We start from the raw sequence: 19,153 nt of genomic DNA, 5'->3' as shown, positions 1-19,153 counted from the left end.
GTACGCACCCGCCTCCCGTTACAAGCCCAGCAGCTTCCGGCCGACCAGGACCAGAGTGGAAAACTTCTGATCCGTCAGATTTGTGCGGTAGACGTCTTTCGGGACCACCTGCTCCATATCGAACACGATAATGGGTGACTTGGCCTTGAACCCGCCGTATATGGCGTCGTTCGTGTCCAGAACTGCGCCATAACCGGCCTCCTTGCACGCATGGAAGAACTTGGTGCGCTGGTTATACATATCGCGTCCCTTTCGGCTGTCGCCCTGACCGTCATAGGGGATGACGTAGTTGAACATCCGGTACACGGTCTGAAGGTCATCGGAGGTCGGCTTGTAGTCCGGCTCCCGCATCTTCCCAAGGACGGCCGCTGCTTCGCGGTAGCCCTTGAACTTGTACTTGTCGTTTACAAAGTACCCCTGCATCCGCTCCCGGTCAGTGACAAAGTTGTAGAAATCCCGGTCCTTCTTATAGAGGTCCATAAAGACCTTGGCTCCGGAATCCTCGCTGGCCACCTTCAGGTCGGTCTTGAGGGAATTGTCGATCCGGTACTTCATGAACGAACCTGTGCCGATCGCCTTTCCATCCTTATCATAGACCGTCTGGGGAATCGGCCGGTTGAACAGGGCGTTGTACTGGTGTTTATCCAGAGCATGGTGGGTGGCGTAGAACATATCGGCGTTCTTGGTCCGGTCCTTATCATAGGACAGCGTGCTCAGCGTGGTCTTATCAACCTTCAGCACCTCATCGAAGTGCTTCTTGTTGTAGATGCTGTTGCCGCTTTTGCGTTTGTTGGAAATGGCCTTCCGCTGGGACGGAGTATAGTCACCGCCGCTCAATGGATAGGGCGGGCCGTTGCGCACGCCCCATTTCTGGCCCAAAATGCCGTGGTGGCGCAGCTCCATACCGACTCACCTCAGCCCTTCAGTTCCTTGATGGCCAACGCGATGCCCAGTGCGCTGCTGCCAATGGCCAGAACGCTGCCGGCAACTTCCAGCGTGGTCTTGAGCGCTTCGCGGCCCTTGGAGACCTGAGCGGCAGGCACTTCCGCGAACAGCTGGTTATACTGCCGTTCCAGCAGCTCCCGGTTAATCTGATCCCGCATCTCCTTGTCGCTCATCTTGGACAGGTCCATCCGCTTTGGTGTCGGCTTGGAAGTGGTGCTCTCGTCCAGCTTCTTCAGCTCCTTGGCCAGGTTGGCGCTGGCGTCCACGGTGCGCTTGGTGCGCTCCAGGTCCTCCTTTGCCCAGCGCTTCGGATCAGGCTGGGAGAGGTCAATCCGGTTTTCCTTCTTCTTGGCCGCGTTCTCCCGCTTGTCACGGTCGTAGCGCGCCTCTCCTTTGGGGGTCAGCGAACCGTCCTTGTTCTGGTAACGGCGCACGCCCCACTTCATTCCTTTGATTCCGTAGTGCAGTAATGCATCATGCTCCATTTTGAAGTTCCTCCTTCCCGCTGGTGGGTTCGACTGGGTCTGCCGCAACGAAAAGCCGCCACTCAAACTCGCTGATCTGCCGGTTCATAGACTCGACGGCCGCAGAGCTGAGGGGCGGGTCAAACAGCAGGCGCACCTTCAGGCCGACATAAGATTTGACCAGGGGCAGGACGGCCCCGCCAGAAATGAAATCGGACCAGCCTTCGTCTTTCCCCGTAATGGAGAATCCGTTTGCCGGCCCGACCCCCATCTGTGTCAGAATCGAAAACACGCTGTTGATGTGCATTACAATGTCGGCGTCAAAGTGCGTGTAGCCTTCGTCGATCCCCAGCAGTTTCTTGACAGATGTCAGGACGCTTTCTGTGATCTCCATAGCACTCTCCTTACCGGCGGATCGCCACGTACTTCTTCGGACAGAACCCGGCGACGCCGTTTCTGGCGAGCACCCGGTAGAAGTCCTCCGTTGACTTGTCCATATCGACCAGAACTTCGGTCAGGACCGATAGATGTCCTGTGACCTCCGCCTCATTGCCGGGGCTTTTACGGATGGTCAGGTCGAGGCAGTTCACCACGACTCCCACGAGCCTGGGTGCCCTTCCCGGATTACCTTCCATGGCGCCGCCTCCTTGCTTATAGCGAAAAGTTGTGTTGTCATAAGGTGCGCCCGTTCCATGCCGCTCCTGGGCCACATGATTGATTCATCCCTGCGAAAGGAGGTAGAAACGACATGAAACGGTTAAGCGCAAAAGCTGCTAAGTCCAAAAGTCAGGCCGGAAGCGTGAAGGTTGTCACAGTCCGCATTTCCAGCGGAACAACGGTCACGGGAAAGCCAAGATCAAGACTTAGCAAGCCGGAAAAGAAGGGCGGAGTGTCGTCCCTCTTTTCTACATTTTCCAGAGGCAGGTGTCGTTGGGCCTTCGTACGACCGGCTCCGGAAGCAGCAGGTTCTCATCGCCGTAGTGAATGGCCAGATGAGTTTCGTGGATGGTGGTGATCAGGTACTCCGGGTCGAGGATCATCTCCACCCGATCCCGGATGTCCTTTGGACTGATGGGGTTCATGTGGTGAATGATGGGACGGCGGAATATCTCCCGTCCGGCCACACCCAAATCACACCCCAGGTCCCGGGCGATCACCGCGTCACGCACCCGCCGCCACTCCGGCGACTTGTAAAAAGCCTGATTCATATACCGGTCAAAGCCGAAGGTCTCCTCTCCGACAACGCCATCCAGACGGAGGTACTGATAGCGGTCCAGGAAGGTGGGGAGTTGGATCAGCTCGGAGTAGCACCTAATACTCATCCTCGTCCTCCTCCTGTCCGCTGTATCGCTTGAACGCGGCCATGGCCTTCTCGTAAAGCTCATCCATCCGGACTCCGGATTTATAAGCCTCGGTCTTGGCCTGGACCAGCTCCACCTCCTTGGCCAGCCGCTCATTCTCAAGGCGGGCCCTCGTGGTCCCCAGCTTCAGGATGGTGGTGACCTCCTGAGAGGAGGCGGTCCCTTCCAGCAGCCGCTTTTCCACAAGAGATACCGCCAGGTCGATCAGTTGGTTCTCGCGGCCCTCCGGCGTCAAGGCGGCGCGGCGTTTCCCTGCCTGACTGCCGGAAGACTTGATGGGTTTTGCCACGCTTGACGCCCCCTCTCCATAACTTCTGTTTTGTTTTCCATGTGTTTATGGGTAGTTCAGGGCGGCATTTGAAGAAGCCCGCACAAACGATCCGCCGGCAAGTGGAGAAAAATGACATTGGAGGTAATGCAATGCCTCTGGAGGAAAAAGGAGGTTCCAACCAGATAAAAAGAGTCCTTGCCAGTGAGTGCTCGTCTTGCGGGCTTGTTCAAACGCCGCCCCAAACCGAACCCATTTTTCAAAAATATCCCCCGGAGAATTTTCAAAGACCAACGCGATGCAGAGGGGGTGCCATTTCGGAGGGACCCCCTATACCCTTTGAATGAGTTCGAGGCCGTGATCCGCAGCCGGTGGGTTGAATTTGTCCCATAAATGACAAAAAGAAACGCACTCCTGATGAGAGAACGTTTCTTTCCCAATGGCTACCATCGGTTTACCATCATGCGGTCACGGCAGGCTCGGATTGCACAATCTTCTTGACCTTTTTATAGATGCCCAGGGGGTCGTACTTGATGATATCGTTGATTGCTCGCTCGATTTCTTCCTGGTTCTCCTTGTCAGAGAGCTGATCGGAAGTACGGGCGATGCGCGCTAAGAAAGCGCAGGAATGATAGCCGTTGTCTTCGTCGAACCGATACCACGCTTCATACTGTGTAAAAGGGTCGTAGGGGTTATCGGTAGTAGTAAGCATACACATTTCCATTCGCTCTCACTTCCTTTCTTACTCATTGAGATACTTGGAAACGACAGAAGGCGAAATGCCCAAAGCATCTGCAATTTCGGAGTTGGTGCTTCCAGAATTGGCCATCGCTTTAATGCGATTGACACGAGCTTCAGACAGCTGCGTCGATGCTCTTGGGGTTGCGCGCTCCCGGACGACATCGGGATCAGAGTAACGAAGAATCTCTTTCAAGGTTGTATCAGAGATCGCGCCAGCTTGGATTGCTTCCCATTCTCCATCGGAGATCGTAATGCGCGTTCCTTTTCCGCTTGCACCAGTGGAAACGCGAGCGTCACTGATCGCTGCACGACGAATCTTAGAGATTTCGTCTTTGTCGGTGACATTGTTCGCCTGAACCTTGGCCTTTACCTGAGCATTGGCGATGCGCTGGGCCTCACGTTCCTTAGGGGCGTTAAGCTGCGCAGTCTTCAGTGCACTGGTCAGCCTTGCGACTTCAGGCGCATATGTTTTTGCTGCGCTGGCGTTCCGTACCAATGTCGGCGTATCCAGATACTCAAGTCTCGCCTGGTTGGCGAGTGCTTTCATACGATTGGCATAGTCGGCATAGGCATCTTCCTGAACGGTGCCAGAGGACAAGGTGCGAACATCCTTGGTTTTCTCCAGCAACTTGATCTTCGTCGTGGCCTGAACTGTTTTCCCAGTCTTAGGGTCTATATAGGTTCGACCAGACTCCTTATAGACGACTTCGCCAGTCTCCCGGTCAATGCGTCCACTGCCCTGACGCTCGGGAACATCGACGGTCTGCTTGCGCCTGGAAAGCAGGGTGGAGGCACCACCTTTCTCTTTGCCGGTTTCGGGGTCAGTGTAACCCTGCCACCGCTTACGAAGGGTGGGGATGTCGTTTTCAATCTCCGAACGCTTGTAGTCGAGTTTGTGCTTTGCCGCATCGATGACGACCATGCTGTGTCTGACAGCTTTCGTGATGTCCTCGGTGGGGGCCCCTTTTAAGGTCATATCGGTGATGAGGTTGGAAATCTTCCCCATCTCGATCTGGGTGGCTTCTTTTGAGAGAAGCCGGATACCGGTCTTCCCCTCGGTGGAGTATTCCGTTTTAGGGTCGAAACCTTTCAACCCCTCCAGGGCGGGGGTAGATTTTACAGAAACCTTTCCGCCAACAGGAATGACAACAACCTGGTCGCCATCAAAGTCCGCGCCGGACAGCCGTTCCGCCACCTTCGGGTTGATGCCGACCGCATCCCTGATGTTCTTGCCGAGAACGGAGATGGCCGACTGATTCTTGTTGTTGACCGTCAACTCCGGAATTTCAAAGGTTCCGCCATGAGGGTAGCGGATCAGCACAACTTTCTCACCGTTACGATAGTTGGGGGCATAGATTTCCGTTTCCTTCATTGCTGTGATAGGCAGGATGACCTGTGTGCTCTGCCGGGGGAGGGCGGCCGCTTTCAGATGGACGACGGCAGAATCACATTCATCTGCAAAGTCCATAAGAAGCTTCCGCTTGATAGTCGGGTTGTTCAGAGAGCAAATCTCGGCGAATTCATCGGCCGCATCGGCATAGGTCAAATCCAACTGCTTCTGGATCAGTTTGATGGGCTGCTTGGATAGGAACTGGGAGGACAAGTTCTTACTCATCTTGTCCCAGTCACCCTCCTCCTTCAGCTTATTGATGGCCGACAAAGATTTTTTCTCGCCGGTAATCGGGTCTGTGTACTTGCCATTCGGGTCGGGGTAGTAGCTCTGACCGTTGGCCTTGATGAATGCGCCGAAAGGATTGTCTGGGTCATCCTGAATCTTTTTGAATACATCCATCTTGGGCGTTCCGGAGTGCTTGTTCGTGTTAAACACGATGTCACACCCCTCCGGCATGTCATCAGAATACATGGCCATGCCCTTGAGGTAATGCGTCCCATCCACAAGAATGCGTACCTGCGCATAGTGAGCGTTTCCCAGGTCAAGGTCTGCAACGCCACGACGAATTTCAATGACTCCGTCCTTGTTCGAGCCGCCCTCATCCCCATAGAGCACCTTGACTCGGCTTGAATCGATGCTTGCCGGATACTCGCGCTTATCCCAGGATGCGCCTCCATCCGAAGAGTGATAGTCGCCCACCGACTTGATGATGTCGAGGTTCTGGTAGGCGTCTCTCTGCTCGATGTCGGGAACCGAAATAACCGGAGTGATTGTCCGCTTCTTGGGATCGTTCACCTGAGGGACTCCAACGCCATATCGGTTATAACCTTCTGTTTCCAAAATGAACAGAGCTTCCTGAAGAACTCCTTTCGAGACGCCAAGCTGCTGCTCTACGCCCTCGCCAACATCAAGAGCCCCTTTTACTGCCAGCTCTTTCTTCAATGCCTCGGCGGTAGCAAGGGCCTTGTTCTTGTTGCTGGCGGTGTTTTCATTGAGAAGCGCACGAACCGAGGAGTCGTTGTTGTACCCCATGATTTTGGCAATCTCATCGAGAGTCTTTCCTTCTTCACGAAGGGACTTGGCCCGTTCCGCCTGGAGAGCCCGTCGCTCATGCTTTGCCACCCGAACCTGCATACGAAGGTCAGTAGTGGACATCTTCAGTTCTTCGGCAATTTCTTTTTGGCTCTTTCCCATGGCTTCGAGTTCTTCCACTCTGGCCAGAAAGTCGCCGCCATGCTGATAGGGGTTTTCACCAGAACCCCAGGGGTAGCGCCCAGAGCGCCGCTTGACGCCATAGTGCATCAAAATATCTTCCGCGATGGGGTTCATGGCTTACTCCTCCTCTTTGATACTGTTGATGATTTTATCGAAGGTTATGATCCGGTCCATGATGGGGAAAATATCTTCGATCGTGGGCTGGTGACAAATGATTCCGTCATTCTGATAAATACGAAGCTCCATTTGAATCTCGTTCGGCTTGTAGTTATACTCCAAGCAAAAGAGCGCCGCATAAATCATCAGCTGTTCCATGTGTGTCGGACTTTCTCCAGTTTTCAAATCATGAATCCGGAGCATGTCGCCTCGAAATGAAATCGCGTCAGCGGTGCCGAAGCAGTTCGGGGAATAGTAGAGGATCTGTTCCGGCGTCATCTTGTAACCGATTGCATCGTTGACATACATGTTCAATGTCTTTTGCGACTTGGGTAGCCGCTGACCCAGCTTGATGCACTGGGCGGCAAAAGAGTGAAGGACTGTGCCGCGCTGGGCCGCACGATACTTGGCGTAGGCGTCGGCCACCTTCTCTTCCGTGTAGTTGATCCAGTGATAGGTGCTCGCGCCAAGAAAAGCATGTTGACCCTCAAGGTTGGAATGCTTTACAAAGTTCATCCAACACTTCCTCCTTGTTCTCCGGGGAGATGAATCTGGAGAACGACATCTCGTTCATCTTCCCAACGTAATATTCCTGGTTCGGCTGTCTCTTGGCTTTGTTAGATCTCTTGCATTCAAGGGAGGCCCATTTCTCGCCGTAAAGAATCAACAGGTCGGGAATGCCCTGGCGCTGGTCCATCTTAAATATCATGCAGCCAGGGAATCGTGCTTTCAGCGTGCTGATGAGCCGGTCTTGAAAACCGCTTTCCAGTCTTGCGCTTCGGGCCATCGAACGGCCTCCTTTCCGATAAAAGTGATAGAAAGAACAAGATATGCGCGACATATCTCTCTCCTCTCCATAAAAGAGTCTGTTTTTTTCGCGGAAAGAAAAACAGCCTTAAAATATCAATTTGGGCAAAAAGAAAAGAGCCGCGGCTGGCGGCTCTAATCTTTAATCGATACTAAATCCTATTTTCCGTTTTGGCTTGCTATTCTTCTCGGCAATCTCCTCGACCTTTGGTTTGCCAAACGATTGCCAGATCGTGGCTCCGGCGCATGATCCAATCGCCGCCGCCATCGAAGTGGTAAACGTTATCAGTAGTCGGGTCGAGTCATTCATGTTCGGTTTCATAACATCGCCTCCTCATAAAGGCGACGGTTTTTCCTGCGAAAACAAAAACAGCCGAGACACCCGTAGGCACCTCGGCTAAACGCAGAATATCAATTTGTTTTCCATCAGCTGTTGTTCCGCAGATACCGAATCAGAATCCAGATCAGCCAAAGACCTCCCGTGCAGATGGTCAGGATAAGGTCCAGCAGCAATCCGCCGCCGCTGCGTTTCTTTCCACTACTCATAAGAATCCTCCTTGTCAAGCTCTTTCTTTTTGTTGTCGCGACGAATGATCTTCTCAACGCCGGCCTTTGCTTTGACGGCAGTATCACCAGCATGGGTTTTTATGTGCTCCCATTTCTCGGCCCGCCTATCGGCTCTTTCTTGCTTCAAGGTGGCTTTTTGCCGCTCAGCTTCTTCAAATATCCGTAGACTCTCATCGATTACCTCACGAGTCACATACTGGATAATAACAACCTCTCCAGGCTTAAGTTTTGAGTTGGCCTTTTTATTGCAGGCAACGACCTGAAGGTCAAAACAATCCTTGTATCTAACATGCGCATCTCTGATGCGAACTTCGATAGGCAGCGCTTTCAGACCGTGGCCCTCTATAAGTTCTTTAGCTTCGTCCAGTTTCAAAGGGAACTTTTTGGAACAGAGCTCCGGCATGGATATCAATTCTTCAGAGGGCTCCGTTTCGTCTTTTCTGGGGATTCGGTCTATAAACTCAATCGCAACTGGAGTCACAGCACTAACGATTCCGGCGACAAGTCCGAGCTTCCCGCCAATATTAGGATTCGGTTTGTTAGATCTTCCCATCAACCTTCCCTCCTTTGGGCAAAATAAAAGAGTGCGCCCCAATGAAGAGACGCACTCTGCAACTAAAGCGCATCTCTCATTGTTGCCACACAATCTCGTTACCCGGCTACGGGCGCATGAGTATAGAGAGAAGACACTTGTTGCCAAGATGTGTTCTCCGTAGCCGAATAATTCTTTATACGATTGTGTGGCGGATTCAGTATATCACAATGCATCGTGAAATGGAAGAGTGAACTTTGCAGTCACGTCATCTTGTGAAAACGGCTCGAAACAGCCTCAAAACTCACTATTTTGCCCTTGCTGGCCAGTTGGCCACTTTTTTCTTCCACTTATATATAATTTTTAATATTTTTTTCGCATTTAATTAAGAAAAAAAGTGGGCAAGTGGCCAGAAAACCCGCAAACCCTTGGGGCGCAAGGGTTTCAGCCTGGCCACTTTTGAAATAAAAGTGGGCAAAAAGTGGGCAAATGGCCAGTTTTTCACCAATTTTCCGTCCGTACACGGCTATCCAACCTCCAAATTTTCGCAAAATCCGAACCCAAAGTGGGCAAATGGCCAGTTTTACAGACCAAAAGTGGCCAGCAAAATGACCTGCTACTAACAGTAATAGTAGCAGCTTTTGACCATCTGGGCAGAGATTTTCAAGCCGTGTACGGACGAATTCTATTCTAAGTTAGCCTGTTTTCTATCTTAGATTAGAAATATCCAGCCTCATTCTCAATAGGAACGCCGCTGGTAAGGCCTGTTTCGAGGGGCAATGGGGTGGTAATGATAAGCCGGAAACGCCTGGTACGGACGCTTTTTGAGCAGAGACATGCCGTACTTTTTCGGCGGGACAGACTTCCGTCCGGGCCAAATATCAGGGCTGGAGAAGACCTCCTCCCACATCTTTGCAAATGCTTCGGCCGCATCCGATATCGATAGAGCCAAGGCGTCCCAGGCCTTCTGTATCTTGGCGACCGTTTCCAAAGTCTGTTCAAGTGTCATACTCGACCTCCACGTAATGCGTGTTTTGGAATCTGTACGGCTCGACTCAACTGATCAACCAGTTCCGCTGTTGGTGTGGCTGACAAATCTACCTTCACTTCAACATTTGCTTCCGGCAGTGGTAAATATCCAAGCGCCTCCATTCGCTTATGGTCGCAGGTGGATACGTACGGACACGCTTGGCATTTCTTCGCCAATCTTGATAGACCCATTCCACTCACCTCCAAACCTTTCCGGAACGCTTATCCACAAGAACGATCCGCCCCTCGATCTCGAAGTCCGACAAAGCGCAAATATCAAAGATCATATGGAGCAGCTTGTGGAACCGTTCCTCCTCGGTCTCAATGTTCTTCAGGGCCTGATAGGCGGTCGGGTCAGAATATCCCTCTGCGTTTTTTCGGTCGTTCCAGGACAATCACTGTCACCCCGTTCCTTCATAAATTTGATAAGCGATTGAGCGTGCATGTCGCTGATGCCGTATTTTTCTTGCAGCTTGGAGACGAACCAATCGGGAACAGGTTTTCTCCCGCACTCGATGGCAGACAGCTCAGCCGGTGAAATATCAAGGTCCTTTGCCATGTCATAGAGCAGGAGCGCCCTGACTAAGCGGATGTTCCGTACTGTTCTTCCAAAATCATCAAGTCCCATGCTCACTCTCCTTGTGCCACGCCTCCACATCGACGCCGATTCTCTTCAGCATCTGAGTGCAGAGCCAAATATCATCCTGGTCCTCCATCTCATAGCGGCTGACCAATTCTTTGATACGGTCGTGGAAGGCGTCGTAATAAGTTCGGAGCCGCTGAGCCCCGAACCCGAATTGCTCATGCAGCACCCATAAAATAGTCGCGTCGATCTCGGCGATATGCTTTCGGTCGTACTCTGCCAGCTCCCGCTGGATCTCCAAGTCCATGGCTTTCTTCTCCGCTGCGGTAAGTACGGCCCCGTACACCTTTCCTCCGGCTTTCTTGACCTGCATAGCTGTCTCCCATCATTCCGTTGGTTTCAGCGAAGACCGGCCCGAATATCACTGCGGGCTGAGCAAGCACCAATCGCCATAGAGGCAGCATTGGGATCGGGCGTTTCCATCCCTTTCTCCTCATCCATCTCCAGAATGGTCATGATGGCGTAGTTGGCCAGATCCATCAGGGTGTCCCGAATGGATTCGTCCGTAACCTGCTGCTGACCGGCGTCATTTGCAGAGAGGCGGGAGAGGGTCTTAAACCGGGAGAACTTGTCCCCCAACCGGATACGGGTCATAGCCAGCCCCTCCTCTACAAAGGTCTGATGGAAGCTGTCGCCGTAGTCATGGTTCTTCCTTTCGTACAAGCTGTTCAACTCGTCGCAGATCGCCTTATGGCGCATCACTTTTTTGTTCATAAATTGGCTTCTCCTTTCAAAATATCAAACCGAATCGTCCGTTGCTTCGATCGCCCGGTTTATTGTATCGGCCATGCGATTAAGAAGCACGATCATAGACAACTCAAATCCACCGGAACAGCCGATCTCTTCAAACGTGATTCGGTAATTTTGTTGATATCGTTGTTGACCATATTGTTTTTCCACGTGGATAATGATAGAGTTGGTCATCGCTTCATATCGCCACATAATCTTAAAATGACGATGTGCAAGATCAATCAGTGTTTTCTCAAGCATCGGGTCTTCCTCCCAAATTCAGCTTATCGAACTGCTCCTGTGTTCTGATGAAAGTACCTGCATTTCAGCTCCACCGGCTCGATCCAGGGAATATCATGCAGGCGAATGCTCCTGATAGACTCGTCATCCTTCGAGGGCCGGCGGACGCTCACCTCATCCACAGCAGTTTGTGCCGCCAGATACTCCGACTTGTACTGGCACACGTCCCTATGGCTGCATCTGGTGCAGCAGGTTTCCTTTACTCCAAACATACGAACCATCTCCTCATAATTTCTATCAATCGTTGCCGCTTTGACATTCAGTTGATGTAGAGCCATTTGCAGCTCATCCACCAGGTAGGTTTTGTCATGGTCTTTAGGCTGACGAACCAGGCCTCGAATCCAATCGGCGACAGTAACGGGCGGAGGAATCTGCAAACCAAGGTCGCGAGCCATACTATCGATGTATCTCGCCATCTGGCAGGTCGGCGCCACAATGACCGCGCCTGTATCTGCGGATTGCCGAATCAGAAATGTGGTTTTGCCCGATTGTCTTCCTGAAACATAAATAGTCATGATGCGTTTTCTCCTTCGACAACAGATTCGACGATGGTTACGGTCCCCTCAAACACGCCGAATTCAGACGATTGCTGAAACGTGTGGGTTTCAGGCTCCTCGTCATCCCGCATGGGTCTGGTCAAATACCACAAGGAATCCTCTTTCCAAGTGATCATCTCCAGTTTTTGCCCGGGTTCAAGTTCTAATGTCATATCGCCACCGAGAGAGCGAGCGACGCCTTGGTCACATCCGGTCAAAAGTCCCAACGACAAAATAATGCACAAGAGTGTGCCAACGTAAATGCGTTTCATGTGTCCTCCCTTCAAAATATCAAAGGACCTCCGTAAGAATCCGGAATTCCTTGAACATACCATCTTCCAAAGTTACTTCAACGGGCTTCCCCAACAGCTCGGAAATATAATTCACCTTCGCATCATTGAGGATTTTTGCCACGCGGTCGAGGGATTCCGCAAGATTGGTATGACGAGTTCCAATTTCCCAGTGGCAGTCTGGAGACATGTTTACAGTGTATTTGCCACCATCCATGACGCCACTGCCAGACATCGAGAAACCGAGTTGGAGCCCCAGCTGAAACGGGTAATCTTTCATACTACCAAACTCGACAAAGTCAATTTTACCCAGTCTTTTCTCAATCATTTTTATCCTCCTCTCCGACCAGTTTCCGGTACAGCTCTTCCGCCTCTTTGCCTTGGAACTGATTGATAATCCGGACATTATCGCCCGGAGCTTTTCTCCCAACGATCAATACCGCAGGGTCGCCGTGGCTGTGGTCGAATCCTACCAGCACAGTGTCGAAATTTTTCATATAATCCACCTCAAAAAGTCGAACAGAAGTTTTACAAGGAATAGAACGCCGAGGATGGCCAGAACAGCGACCGAGTTGAAGATGAACCTTAGAATATCATCCCAACCATTTTTCATTTCTTGGTCACCCGCTTCGCCTTCCGCTCCTCATACTCGGCCTTTTCAATCTGGACCATCTTTCCGTCCTCTTCCTTGAAGTAGCGGTTAAGCTCCACCTTCTTGTCATCGGGCGTAAGAATATAATGGTAGCCAACCGTATCGTAGTCGCCGTTCTTAGGATCGACCAGGAAGTCCTCCGAAAACACGCGATACTTCTTGCCGGCAGGCAGATAGGGCATGGTGATGGGGAAGATCTTATCCACGAGCCGGGTCATGAAGCCATTGCTAAAGGCCGCATTCGGAGCATTGATGTTTATGCCGCAGACCCGTTCGGCATCGGAATAGGTGGCTGTGCCATCCGGAGCAACCTCCTTGAACAGGGAGGACATGCGCTTGCACTGGTACTCCTGATATCCTTCTTTCCAGTTGCACTCACCGGTGATGTCGCTCCAAATATCAGGAGTGTCCTCAATGGGCGTCAGGCACTTGCCGTCAATCAGACGGTTCAGAATGCTCTTGGTGATCTGGATGCTGAAACCGCTGTGACCATCCCTGTAAAGGCACTCGTAGGCCCTCAGAGCGCTCTTGTAGCAGGCCACGCCATAGGCCCAGTCATCCGTATCCTCCGAAGCCTCTTTTTCCCGCTGACAGGCCATCTCGACCTCCTGAGAGGCCCAGCGGTTTTCCTCTTCGTCCATCAGCACCGCCCGGTCATCCCAATACTCATTGGCAAAGACCTTCCGGCAGTCCCCGCCAAAGGCCTCGACGATCTCAGGCAGGTTCTCGTTGACTGCGTCCAAGTGAATATCATGCTCCTTGCAGAAGCCCACAGCCTTCTCCAGGGGCTCGCCGACACGGTTGGTCCAGAGGATGACCTTGGTACCGTTGGCCTGCTCCTCTTTCAGCCGATTGATGTTCTTCCAGATGGGCTCTCCCACCTCCGGCCACTTGTTGACCGCAAGACAGCCGTCGAAGTCCACGGCAATGATCTTCGGAGGGGTAGATGCCGTAGCGTTCTCGGGTTCCTTGGTTTCGACCGCATTTGCATTCATTTCGTTCATGGTGTTTTCTCCTTTTCAAAATATCAATCGATAATGGTGAGTTCACTCATCGGAACGGTTGCCAGTGCTCCGTTCGTTTTCTTGATAACGGCCTTGTCTGCGAAGAGACCAACGCCGAGCTGTAAAATATCAACCTCTTCGGCGCGCTCTTTTGCCAATCTGAGGCATCCCGAACAGGCTCCTTCGGGAGCCCACCCCAAATTCATACAAGCGATGCAGTCGGGCACACTCTGATAAATCCCTTTCATGTCGCTCCTTTCCAGAAAATATAAATGCCCCGAACTGCTGTTACACAATTCGAGGCATTCTTTTTTTTCGTATTTTGTTTAATCCGAGGCTTTGAAGTTGTAGACCGGGCGAATACGCTCCACAATGTCCGCTGTGGGGCCGATTTGTGCGATAATCTCATCCATGCCCTTATACGCCATGGGAGATTCGTCCAACGTATCCGGCACCACACAGGTCGTATAGATGCCTTCCATTTCCGACCGGAAGGTTTCCATAGACAACGTATTGAGCGCAGCTCGCCGGCTCATCAGTCTTCCCGCGCCATGCGGAGCGGAGCAGTTCCACTCTTCATTTCCCTTGCCAATGCAGATCAGGCTTCCGTCACGCATGTTGATGGGGATGAGCAGCTTTTCGCCAGCTTTGGCAGAAACGGAGCCTTTGCGAAGGATCATGGCGTCCGTATCAATATAATTATGGATGGTGGTGAATTCGTCCGTAATCGTGAATCCCATCCCGGACACGATGATGTCCGCCATAGCTTTTCGGTTCAGAACGGCGAAGCGCTGGGTCAACTTCATGTCGTGGATGTAGTCGTCGAACAACTTACCCTCCACATAGGCCAGGTCTTTCGGAATATCCAACACGTGCTCTTTCTTCAGCGCCGTAATGGTCTTCTGAATTTCCTGGAAACGCCCCTCCGCTTTCAACTGGGCAATGGTCTCCTGAATCTGATGACGGGCTCCGCCCCAGAGTGCCAGGCGGCCTTCGTTTTGATAATAGTCGGCCACTTCCGTTCCGAGATGTCGGCTCCCGGAGTGAATCACGAGAAACAGCCGCCCGTCCCCGGCTTGGTCTACCTCAATAAAGTGGTTACCGCCTCCCAAAGAGCCGATGCTGTGAACTGCTCGGTCAAGATTGACCTGGTCGGCACAACGGAGCTGGGTCAAGTCGATTTCCGAATTGAGAGGATGGGGAATATCGCGGATTTCTCGGCCGTAGGGAATCTTCTCCCGAATCAGCGCATCCAGCTTGGCGAAGTCAATCTCGCGTTCGGCCAGTTCCACAGTTTCCATACCACAGCCAATATCCACGCCTACCATACCGGGGACGATCTTGTCCTGAATGGTCATAGTGGTGCCGATGGTACAGCCTTTACCCGCATGGACATCGGGCATAATGCGGATTTTACAGCCTGCAAACTCAGGCCGGTCACAAACAGCTTGAATCTGCTCCCGAGCCGCTCCTTCCAGCTCATTGGTGTAGCAAATAGCAGTGTTGTATTGCCCTTGAATTGTTATCACAGTTTTTCTCCTTTCCTGTGGGCTTAGAACTCTAAAGGCTCATAAATATAATTACTCTTCCACGATCTCGAAGTTCTCAGGAGGGTACAGATAATCTTCACCGCTGTCGTCGACCAGCCTATACCAACCCTTTTCCATGCCAAGAACGGTATAAACTTTATCGTGTGTAAGCATCAGGAACTCGGTTTCGCCTTTCCAGCGTACTTTCATAGCGTTCAAATATCAATCCTCTTCGATGTCTTCCTGGCGAATCTCCTCCGTATCCCAATCAGGACCGGGTAAGTCAATATCGGCCAGATAGGCAACGCCTTCCTCCAAGACCTCGACAATGGTTGCTGTCCTTCCGTCCTTCAGGCGGACTTTGTCATACTTTTTAACCATGCGAACTCCTTTTCACCTTCCGGTTCAGACTAATGCTCGTTAAATCATGAGTTAGAACTGCACGTCAACCGAATCGAAAATATCACGAAGGGGGCGTCCATCGAAGAAGTCGTCCGAAAGAAGATCGTCAATGTTGTCGTAGTCTTTCCACACCTCGCCATACCACATAGTATAAGTGGTCTCTGAATCCTGAGTTTGCGGCTCTACGCCACATTGTTGTCCATTATACTCAAACTCGGCCGTGGCATACTCATCGCTCAGAATCGCTACAAACTCTTCTAAAGTCATAAAATATCATCATTCTCCTTCCTTAAATCCTCCGGTATCTCTTCCTGAGTGCTACTAATTCGTTTTCCGGTTTCACGATCCCACTCATAATAATGAATGTGCTCGCCATGACTTCCATACGAATGGTGTTTTGGGTTTCCGTGATCGGTTGTGTGTATCTCCTTTACTTTCCAACCATCGCCGTCATAAAAGGCACGAGTTTTAACGCTACTGTCAGAAGTAACATGGTCGACAACACTGTCCGGTTCATCTCGCTTAGAAGGAGCAGTGTGTCCTTTGATGGTTTTTGTCACTATTGTATCAGACTTCCCGGTTTTATCAAGCGGATACGGCGGCCCATTACGAACGCCCCACTTCTGACCTTTGACGCCATGATGAGCAAGGACATTAAATCCAAGCCGGCCCCGGAGTTCCCAGAGAATATCTTCCACGGTTTCGCGGGTCTTCGGGTTCAGTTTGATATAGTCCTTATGTTCATCATACCACGAGAAGATCTCGCTCAGATTACCTTCCGCCCAGCTGAAGGCCCACCAGTCGCAGATCATCTCAATAATATAATTGTAAGGCATCTCCAGCAGGACTTCGCCTTCACCGGGGTCATCGTTGATTAGAACCCAGTGCTGCCAGTGATGGGGATTGCGGTGGATGTGCAGGAGCCAGGCTCTTTGGAACGCCTGGACAACAGCATAGGAGCGGTTGCCTCCATAGAAATAAGCGTCATAGGCCTCGTACTCATCCGGCTTTGATTTGGACGCATCATGCTCGAACTCGGTCTGCCAAGCAGCGTCCGGTTTCCCCTCAAAGAGCCAGGGCATGTTAGTCTGAAGCCAGTCAAAACCCTTTTTCACGTTGGCCTTGTGCTTTTGTAAATATAAATCGTATTGGTAACTCACGGGCCGCACCTCAATTCTTGATGCCAAGTTTCAGTTTGGCCTGCTTGAGCGTCAGCCCAACAAAGTCGTTCGGTTTGATGATGGCAGGCGCCTTGGAACGGGAAACGGCTTCCCCATACTCCAGAACACCTTGCGTTCCGTCGTCGTAGAGAAGCCGCAGCCGATCGTTCAAAATATCACGCTGAACCATCCTGATTCGCTTTTGTGCCATATTGCCCTCCTGTGTTTTAAGTGGTGTATGCCAGGTCCCAATTCTGGGCAAATACCTTCGTAGAGGAGTAAGGGCAGGAACGAGTCATGAAACGCCCGACCTTCCATTCCACCCAAAGGAACTTCCCTCGAATATAAATGCGGGCGTCATAGGCTTCGCCGTTTTTCAGACCCATGGAACCATCTTCCCCAATGAATCGCAGTTTCATAGCGCACAGCCTCCTCATTCATCCGTACCCTCGTAGCAAACGGGTTTATGCGAGTGCAGGTTTACTGGATGCTCCAGACACTCGTCGCAGGGCGGTTCGTTTTCCTCCAGCTTCTCATGCTTGCAGGTTTTGCAGTATTTGTCAAACCGGACAAACAGGTAGTCATCTTGGATGCTCATGGCGGTGCCTCCTAAATATCATTGGCGCTGCGATGCAGGCTCTGCTCCGTGCTGAAACCGTCCGGATACCGCGTCCTGAGTTTGTCCACATTCATTTGCAGGATGCTCTCCAGGTCGTAGCCAATGGCGTCAGCGCTGACAGCCAGATACCAGGCAATGTCGCCCAGTTCTTTGGCCATGTGCTCCCGGTCGAACTCGTGGCCTTGGAACTGCACTTTCTTCATCAGGTCAATGGCCTCGCCGGCCTCTCCGTTCAGGCCCATAAGCCCTTCCAGAACGCGAATATAAGGGACGGGGTCGGTGGTGATGCGTGACTCCGTGCGCAGCGCAAGCGCCTGGTATTCATTGATTGTCATGGTAGAATGCTCCTTTTCGTGTGTGATTGCTTGGTCAGTATGCGGTATTCTGGCGGCGAGTTGGTCGATGATGATCTTTTGGTTGATTGGCTCGACAATTTCATCCAAAATACGCTTTTCATACAGCTCCCGCCAAAATTTTTCCCTTTTCCAGAAGGATAGTTTTCGGATTTCCGCCATCAGGTCGATGCAGACCATTGCCTCTACCATGCCCCACCGTCCGTCACAGGCTCGTTCATTGCACCAGGCTGTGAATTCCTTAAAGGTCAAAATATCAATCCTCCCTCTCTACAAAATAGACGTTGCCGTTGTGCTTCACCTTCTCAAAGCCGTTGGGGAAGGTTGGAGCATTGAGTGCATGGGAAATATCAGTGGTATGCCGGCAATCAGGATAGTGACACCGGTCGCCGCATCGCTTACGATCGCAAACATAGAGCTTTCGCATTGGAACCCCTCCTATGGCTCGATGATTTTGTGAAAATCAGGCTTCGCTTTCTCCTTAATTTCGGACCACAGAGCCTCGCTGGCCAGTTCATGCGTCCAGACCGGCCTGCCGAGGAGTTTTTCGATGTACTTGTGCACTTCGGAAAAGTCGCACATCAAAATGCCGGTGTAAGCCGATAGGACTACTTTTTCATGAAGCGTCATCTTTTTGTCCTTTCTCCGGGCGAAGCCGTGAAATATCAATATAGTTTGGACAGTGCAGAGATATGCCCATTTCTTTCGCCATCATTTCATACATGAGCAGGGTGGGTTTCAGCGAGCAAACTTTGATGTGAATGCAGGTCAAGCATCGTATTCCTGGAATGTCCATGCTCAACCCTCCTTGATAACAGCGCTCACTTCCGGAAACTGATGCTCGGTCGGGCCATATCCCTCTGTCCTAATTTTGACCGTCAGGTTTACTTTGGCGCGATCCACATTGAAGTGGTCTGCAAGTGCCTGGATAATATCTTGTTCGTTTAGTCGAAGTATTTTTTCCATCCGATCGACCCCTTTCAAATATAAAAGAAGAGAGCCCACATTTCCGTAGGCTCTCCCTTTGGTCGAGGTTTAGAACTTCAGCTTTTCATTGATTTTGCGAATCTGTTTCTCGACCTTTTCCTGGATTTCGGTGTTCCCGGCCTTGATTGCCAGATCCAGGACTTCCTGCCAGTCTTCCAACTGGTCCAGAAGCATACCCTTATACTGGTTGTCTGTCATGCCCATGGGATCATCACCACCATCCAGAAGGTGAGAATTGTTGCGTTCAGCCATAACTTAACAACCTCCTTCCATAATAGGAGCTGCACTTTTTGCGCATAGTCGATTTGGCTTATCCAAGTTCATCATACCATGCTTGGCCGAAGAGTGTCAATCAGAGGTGTATCGCCCACCACAAAAGCATACAGACAGAGAACTTGGCAAAGAACCACAGAAACTCCCCTATTTTCTGCATCAAAAGCCACGTTATGGGGTGCTTTTCGACCCACTTCT

The 19,153-nt window shown here is 51.5% G+C and carries 38 protein-coding genes; all 38 read right to left on the bottom strand.

Annotated elements, in window-relative coordinates; translation table 11 throughout:
* Positions 1 to 18: 18 nt before the first annotated feature.
* The 38 genes from E0E29_RS09605 to E0E29_RS09455 all read right to left on the bottom strand — a co-directional run bounded on the left by E0E29_RS09605 (position 19) and on the right by E0E29_RS09455 (position 18,934).
* On the bottom strand, positions 19 to 903 hold the full coding sequence (locus E0E29_RS09605) for a hypothetical protein (RefSeq protein ID WP_130849670.1): 885 nt from the start codon (positions 901 to 903) through the stop codon (positions 19 to 21).
* An 11-nt stretch (positions 904 to 914) separates the two neighbouring features.
* On the bottom strand, positions 915 to 1,430 hold the full coding sequence (locus E0E29_RS09600; RefSeq protein WP_024723671.1) for a DUF7211 domain-containing protein: 516 nt from the start codon (positions 1,428 to 1,430) through the stop codon (positions 915 to 917).
* On the bottom strand, positions 1,420 to 1,803 hold the full coding sequence (locus tag E0E29_RS09595) for a phage head-tail connector protein (protein WP_130849669.1): 384 nt from the start codon (positions 1,801 to 1,803) through the stop codon (positions 1,420 to 1,422). The genes E0E29_RS09600 and E0E29_RS09595 overlap by 11 nt, the downstream gene beginning before the upstream one ends.
* A gap of 10 nt (positions 1,804 to 1,813) precedes the next feature.
* Positions 1,814 to 2,044, bottom strand: a complete 231-nt coding sequence (locus tag E0E29_RS09590) for an SH3 domain-containing protein (RefSeq protein ID WP_130849668.1) — start codon at positions 2,042 to 2,044, stop codon at positions 1,814 to 1,816.
* A gap of 270 nt (positions 2,045 to 2,314) precedes the next feature.
* On the bottom strand, positions 2,315 to 2,731 hold the full coding sequence (locus E0E29_RS09585) for a hypothetical protein (protein ID WP_130849667.1): 417 nt from the start codon (positions 2,729 to 2,731) through the stop codon (positions 2,315 to 2,317).
* Positions 2,721 to 3,059, bottom strand: coding sequence for a hypothetical protein (locus E0E29_RS09580; protein ID WP_024723675.1), 339 nt, complete (start codon positions 3,057 to 3,059; stop codon positions 2,721 to 2,723). The genes E0E29_RS09585 and E0E29_RS09580 overlap by 11 nt, the downstream gene beginning before the upstream one ends.
* A gap of 439 nt (positions 3,060 to 3,498) precedes the next feature.
* Positions 3,499 to 3,762, bottom strand: a complete 264-nt coding sequence (locus E0E29_RS09575) for a hypothetical protein (protein WP_024723676.1) — start codon at positions 3,760 to 3,762, stop codon at positions 3,499 to 3,501.
* A gap of 18 nt (positions 3,763 to 3,780) precedes the next feature.
* Entirely contained in the window at positions 3,781 to 6,501 is a 2,721-nt protein-coding gene (locus E0E29_RS09570) for a winged helix-turn-helix transcriptional regulator (RefSeq protein ID WP_130849666.1), read from the bottom strand.
* Between the two features lie 3 nt (positions 6,502 to 6,504).
* Positions 6,505 to 7,059 carry a DUF2800 domain-containing protein gene (locus E0E29_RS09565; RefSeq protein WP_119345244.1) on the bottom strand — a complete coding sequence of 185 codons (555 nt, stop codon included), beginning with the start codon at positions 7,057 to 7,059 and terminating at the stop codon, positions 6,505 to 6,507.
* Positions 7,031 to 7,330 (bottom strand): hypothetical protein, encoded by a 300-nt coding sequence (locus E0E29_RS09560; RefSeq protein WP_034565728.1) that lies wholly within the window; start codon positions 7,328 to 7,330, stop codon positions 7,031 to 7,033. Before E0E29_RS09560 ends, E0E29_RS09565 begins: the two co-directional genes overlap by 29 nt.
* A 162-nt stretch (positions 7,331 to 7,492) precedes the next feature.
* A complete protein-coding gene (locus tag E0E29_RS09555) occupies positions 7,493 to 7,672 on the bottom strand; it encodes a hypothetical protein (RefSeq protein WP_130849665.1) in 180 nt (59 codons plus the stop codon).
* Between the two features lie 216 nt (positions 7,673 to 7,888).
* A complete protein-coding gene (locus tag E0E29_RS09550) occupies positions 7,889 to 8,470 on the bottom strand; it encodes a hypothetical protein (protein ID WP_024723681.1) in 582 nt (193 codons plus the stop codon).
* Between the two features lie 329 nt (positions 8,471 to 8,799).
* Positions 8,800 to 8,973: a hypothetical protein gene (locus E0E29_RS18185; protein WP_165449862.1), complete on the bottom strand. Its 174-nt coding sequence runs from the start codon at positions 8,971 to 8,973 to the stop codon at positions 8,800 to 8,802.
* Positions 8,974 to 9,188: 215 nt separating this feature from the next.
* Positions 9,189 to 9,458, bottom strand: coding sequence for a hypothetical protein (locus tag E0E29_RS09545; RefSeq protein ID WP_130849664.1), 270 nt, complete (start codon positions 9,456 to 9,458; stop codon positions 9,189 to 9,191).
* A gap of 351 nt (positions 9,459 to 9,809) precedes the next feature.
* Positions 9,810 to 10,106, bottom strand: coding sequence for a helix-turn-helix domain-containing protein (locus E0E29_RS18180; RefSeq protein WP_165449804.1), 297 nt, complete (start codon positions 10,104 to 10,106; stop codon positions 9,810 to 9,812).
* A complete protein-coding gene (locus E0E29_RS09535) occupies positions 10,096 to 10,434 on the bottom strand; it encodes a hypothetical protein (RefSeq protein ID WP_024723684.1) in 339 nt (112 codons plus the stop codon). The genes E0E29_RS18180 and E0E29_RS09535 overlap by 11 nt, the downstream gene beginning before the upstream one ends.
* Positions 10,435 to 10,460: 26 nt before the next feature.
* Positions 10,461 to 10,835 (bottom strand): nucleotide modification associated domain-containing protein, encoded by a 375-nt coding sequence (locus tag E0E29_RS09530; RefSeq protein ID WP_024723685.1) that lies wholly within the window; start codon positions 10,833 to 10,835, stop codon positions 10,461 to 10,463.
* A gap of 24 nt (positions 10,836 to 10,859) precedes the next feature.
* The gene (locus tag E0E29_RS09525; RefSeq protein WP_130849663.1) at positions 10,860 to 11,111 is read right to left on the bottom strand and encodes a hypothetical protein; all 252 of its coding nucleotides are present in this window, start codon (positions 11,109 to 11,111) and stop codon (positions 10,860 to 10,862) included.
* 23 nt (positions 11,112 to 11,134) lie between these two features.
* Positions 11,135 to 11,665 carry a hypothetical protein gene (locus tag E0E29_RS09520; RefSeq protein WP_130849662.1) on the bottom strand — a complete coding sequence of 177 codons (531 nt, stop codon included), beginning with the start codon at positions 11,663 to 11,665 and terminating at the stop codon, positions 11,135 to 11,137.
* On the bottom strand, positions 11,662 to 11,958 hold the full coding sequence (locus tag E0E29_RS09515) for a hypothetical protein (protein ID WP_130849661.1): 297 nt from the start codon (positions 11,956 to 11,958) through the stop codon (positions 11,662 to 11,664). Before E0E29_RS09515 ends, E0E29_RS09520 begins: the two co-directional genes overlap by 4 nt.
* A 19-nt stretch (positions 11,959 to 11,977) precedes the next feature.
* Entirely contained in the window at positions 11,978 to 12,304 is a 327-nt protein-coding gene (locus E0E29_RS09510) for a hypothetical protein (RefSeq protein ID WP_130849660.1), read from the bottom strand.
* Complete coding sequence (locus tag E0E29_RS18175) at positions 12,297 to 12,473, bottom strand: hypothetical protein (protein ID WP_165449861.1); 177 nt, start codon at positions 12,471 to 12,473, stop codon at positions 12,297 to 12,299. The genes E0E29_RS09510 and E0E29_RS18175 overlap by 8 nt, the downstream gene beginning before the upstream one ends.
* A 112-nt stretch (positions 12,474 to 12,585) precedes the next feature.
* Positions 12,586 to 13,632, bottom strand: coding sequence for a hypothetical protein (locus tag E0E29_RS09505; protein ID WP_130849659.1), 1,047 nt, complete (start codon positions 13,630 to 13,632; stop codon positions 12,586 to 12,588).
* Positions 13,633 to 13,655: 23 nt separating this feature from the next.
* Positions 13,656 to 13,880 (bottom strand): hypothetical protein, encoded by a 225-nt coding sequence (locus E0E29_RS09500; RefSeq protein WP_130849658.1) that lies wholly within the window; start codon positions 13,878 to 13,880, stop codon positions 13,656 to 13,658.
* A 78-nt stretch (positions 13,881 to 13,958) separates the two neighbouring features.
* Positions 13,959 to 15,161, bottom strand: coding sequence for an RtcB family protein (locus E0E29_RS09495; RefSeq protein WP_130849657.1), 1,203 nt, complete (start codon positions 15,159 to 15,161; stop codon positions 13,959 to 13,961).
* A 51-nt stretch (positions 15,162 to 15,212) separates the two neighbouring features.
* Positions 15,213 to 15,380, bottom strand: coding sequence for a hypothetical protein (locus E0E29_RS18165; RefSeq protein WP_165449803.1), 168 nt, complete (start codon positions 15,378 to 15,380; stop codon positions 15,213 to 15,215).
* Between the two features lie 3 nt (positions 15,381 to 15,383).
* Entirely contained in the window at positions 15,384 to 15,542 is a 159-nt protein-coding gene (locus tag E0E29_RS18160; protein WP_165449860.1) for a hypothetical protein, read from the bottom strand.
* A gap of 51 nt (positions 15,543 to 15,593) precedes the next feature.
* On the bottom strand, positions 15,594 to 15,830 hold the full coding sequence (locus E0E29_RS09490) for a hypothetical protein (RefSeq protein WP_130849656.1): 237 nt from the start codon (positions 15,828 to 15,830) through the stop codon (positions 15,594 to 15,596).
* Entirely contained in the window at positions 15,827 to 16,723 is an 897-nt protein-coding gene (locus E0E29_RS18715; RefSeq protein ID WP_242622445.1) for a DUF5662 family protein, read from the bottom strand. The genes E0E29_RS09490 and E0E29_RS18715 overlap by 4 nt, the downstream gene beginning before the upstream one ends.
* Positions 16,724 to 16,733: 10 nt before the next feature.
* A complete protein-coding gene (locus E0E29_RS09480; protein WP_024723694.1) occupies positions 16,734 to 16,934 on the bottom strand; it encodes a hypothetical protein in 201 nt (66 codons plus the stop codon).
* Between the two features lie 16 nt (positions 16,935 to 16,950).
* Positions 16,951 to 17,142 carry a hypothetical protein gene (locus E0E29_RS09475; protein WP_130849655.1) on the bottom strand — a complete coding sequence of 64 codons (192 nt, stop codon included), beginning with the start codon at positions 17,140 to 17,142 and terminating at the stop codon, positions 16,951 to 16,953.
* Between the two features lie 14 nt (positions 17,143 to 17,156).
* On the bottom strand, positions 17,157 to 17,321 hold the full coding sequence (locus E0E29_RS18155) for a hypothetical protein (protein WP_165449802.1): 165 nt from the start codon (positions 17,319 to 17,321) through the stop codon (positions 17,157 to 17,159).
* Between the two features lie 11 nt (positions 17,322 to 17,332).
* Complete coding sequence (locus tag E0E29_RS18710; protein ID WP_242622444.1) at positions 17,333 to 17,947, bottom strand: nucleoside triphosphate pyrophosphohydrolase family protein; 615 nt, start codon at positions 17,945 to 17,947, stop codon at positions 17,333 to 17,335.
* Between the two features lie 4 nt (positions 17,948 to 17,951).
* Positions 17,952 to 18,122 carry a hypothetical protein gene (locus tag E0E29_RS18150; RefSeq protein ID WP_165449859.1) on the bottom strand — a complete coding sequence of 57 codons (171 nt, stop codon included), beginning with the start codon at positions 18,120 to 18,122 and terminating at the stop codon, positions 17,952 to 17,954.
* 11 nt (positions 18,123 to 18,133) lie between these two features.
* Positions 18,134 to 18,325, bottom strand: coding sequence for a DUF7736 domain-containing protein (locus tag E0E29_RS09465; protein ID WP_024723697.1), 192 nt, complete (start codon positions 18,323 to 18,325; stop codon positions 18,134 to 18,136).
* Positions 18,312 to 18,491 (bottom strand): hypothetical protein, encoded by a 180-nt coding sequence (locus E0E29_RS09460; RefSeq protein ID WP_130849654.1) that lies wholly within the window; start codon positions 18,489 to 18,491, stop codon positions 18,312 to 18,314. Before E0E29_RS09460 ends, E0E29_RS09465 begins: the two co-directional genes overlap by 14 nt.
* A 2-nt stretch (positions 18,492 to 18,493) precedes the next feature.
* Positions 18,494 to 18,661 (bottom strand): hypothetical protein, encoded by a 168-nt coding sequence (locus E0E29_RS18145; protein ID WP_165449858.1) that lies wholly within the window; start codon positions 18,659 to 18,661, stop codon positions 18,494 to 18,496.
* Positions 18,662 to 18,730: 69 nt separating this feature from the next.
* On the bottom strand, positions 18,731 to 18,934 hold the full coding sequence (locus tag E0E29_RS09455) for a hypothetical protein (RefSeq protein WP_009258481.1): 204 nt from the start codon (positions 18,932 to 18,934) through the stop codon (positions 18,731 to 18,733).
* Between the last annotated feature and the right edge of the window lie 219 nt (positions 18,935 to 19,153).

The sequence above is a fragment of the Intestinimonas timonensis genome, assembly GCF_900626145.1.
In the GTDB taxonomy this organism is placed as follows: Bacteria; Bacillota; Clostridia; order Oscillospirales; family Oscillospiraceae; genus Intestinimonas; species Intestinimonas aquisgranensis.
This window is presented reverse-complemented; position numbering and strand designations above follow the sequence as displayed.

Coding starts and splice junctions, on each gene's coding strand:
- E0E29_RS09605 (WP_130849670.1), bottom strand. CDS start 903: ATGGAGCTGCGCCACCACGGCATTTTGGGCCAGAAATGGGGCGTGCGC.
- E0E29_RS09600 (WP_024723671.1), bottom strand. CDS start 1,430: ATGGAGCATGATGCATTACTGCACTACGGAATCAAAGGAATGAAGTGG.
- E0E29_RS09595 (WP_130849669.1), bottom strand. CDS start 1,803: ATGGAGATCACAGAAAGCGTCCTGACATCTGTCAAGAAACTGCTGGGG.
- E0E29_RS09590 (WP_130849668.1), bottom strand. CDS start 2,044: ATGGAAGGTAATCCGGGAAGGGCACCCAGGCTCGTGGGAGTCGTGGTG.
- E0E29_RS09585 (WP_130849667.1), bottom strand. CDS start 2,731: ATGAGTATTAGGTGCTACTCCGAGCTGATCCAACTCCCCACCTTCCTG.
- E0E29_RS09575 (WP_024723676.1), bottom strand. CDS start 3,762: ATGGAAATGTGTATGCTTACTACTACCGATAACCCCTACGACCCTTTT.
- E0E29_RS09570 (WP_130849666.1), bottom strand. CDS start 6,501: ATGAACCCCATCGCGGAAGATATTTTGATGCACTATGGCGTCAAGCGG.
- E0E29_RS09565 (WP_119345244.1), bottom strand. CDS start 7,059: ATGAACTTTGTAAAGCATTCCAACCTTGAGGGTCAACATGCTTTTCTT.
- E0E29_RS09560 (WP_034565728.1), bottom strand. CDS start 7,330: ATGGCCCGAAGCGCAAGACTGGAAAGCGGTTTTCAAGACCGGCTCATC.
- E0E29_RS09555 (WP_130849665.1), bottom strand. CDS start 7,672: ATGAAACCGAACATGAATGACTCGACCCGACTACTGATAACGTTTACC.
- E0E29_RS09550 (WP_024723681.1), bottom strand. CDS start 8,470: ATGGGAAGATCTAACAAACCGAATCCTAATATTGGCGGGAAGCTCGGA.
- E0E29_RS09545 (WP_130849664.1), bottom strand. CDS start 9,458: ATGACACTTGAACAGACTTTGGAAACGGTCGCCAAGATACAGAAGGCC.
- E0E29_RS18180 (WP_165449804.1), bottom strand. CDS start 10,106: ATGGGACTTGATGATTTTGGAAGAACAGTACGGAACATCCGCTTAGTC.
- E0E29_RS09535 (WP_024723684.1), bottom strand. CDS start 10,434: ATGCAGGTCAAGAAAGCCGGAGGAAAGGTGTACGGGGCCGTACTTACC.
- E0E29_RS09530 (WP_024723685.1), bottom strand. CDS start 10,835: ATGAACAAAAAAGTGATGCGCCATAAGGCGATCTGCGACGAGTTGAAC.
- E0E29_RS09525 (WP_130849663.1), bottom strand. CDS start 11,111: ATGCTTGAGAAAACACTGATTGATCTTGCACATCGTCATTTTAAGATT.
- E0E29_RS09520 (WP_130849662.1), bottom strand. CDS start 11,665: ATGACTATTTATGTTTCAGGAAGACAATCGGGCAAAACCACATTTCTG.
- E0E29_RS09515 (WP_130849661.1), bottom strand. CDS start 11,958: ATGAAACGCATTTACGTTGGCACACTCTTGTGCATTATTTTGTCGTTG.
- E0E29_RS09510 (WP_130849660.1), bottom strand. CDS start 12,304: ATGATTGAGAAAAGACTGGGTAAAATTGACTTTGTCGAGTTTGGTAGT.
- E0E29_RS18175 (WP_165449861.1), bottom strand. CDS start 12,473: ATGAAAAATTTCGACACTGTGCTGGTAGGATTCGACCACAGCCACGGC.
- E0E29_RS09505 (WP_130849659.1), bottom strand. CDS start 13,632: ATGAACGAAATGAATGCAAATGCGGTCGAAACCAAGGAACCCGAGAAC.
- E0E29_RS09500 (WP_130849658.1), bottom strand. CDS start 13,880: ATGAAAGGGATTTATCAGAGTGTGCCCGACTGCATCGCTTGTATGAAT.
- E0E29_RS18160 (WP_165449860.1), bottom strand. CDS start 15,542: ATGGTTAAAAAGTATGACAAAGTCCGCCTGAAGGACGGAAGGACAGCA.
- E0E29_RS09490 (WP_130849656.1), bottom strand. CDS start 15,830: ATGACTTTAGAAGAGTTTGTAGCGATTCTGAGCGATGAGTATGCCACG.
- E0E29_RS09480 (WP_024723694.1), bottom strand. CDS start 16,934: ATGGCACAAAAGCGAATCAGGATGGTTCAGCGTGATATTTTGAACGAT.
- E0E29_RS09475 (WP_130849655.1), bottom strand. CDS start 17,142: ATGAAACTGCGATTCATTGGGGAAGATGGTTCCATGGGTCTGAAAAAC.
- E0E29_RS18155 (WP_165449802.1), bottom strand. CDS start 17,321: ATGAGCATCCAAGATGACTACCTGTTTGTCCGGTTTGACAAATACTGC.
- E0E29_RS18150 (WP_165449859.1), bottom strand. CDS start 18,122: ATGCGAAAGCTCTATGTTTGCGATCGTAAGCGATGCGGCGACCGGTGT.
- E0E29_RS09465 (WP_024723697.1), bottom strand. CDS start 18,325: ATGACGCTTCATGAAAAAGTAGTCCTATCGGCTTACACCGGCATTTTG.
- E0E29_RS09460 (WP_130849654.1), bottom strand. CDS start 18,491: ATGGACATTCCAGGAATACGATGCTTGACCTGCATTCACATCAAAGTT.
- E0E29_RS18145 (WP_165449858.1), bottom strand. CDS start 18,661: ATGGAAAAAATACTTCGACTAAACGAACAAGATATTATCCAGGCACTT.
- E0E29_RS09455 (WP_009258481.1), bottom strand. CDS start 18,934: ATGGCTGAACGCAACAATTCTCACCTTCTGGATGGTGGTGATGATCCC.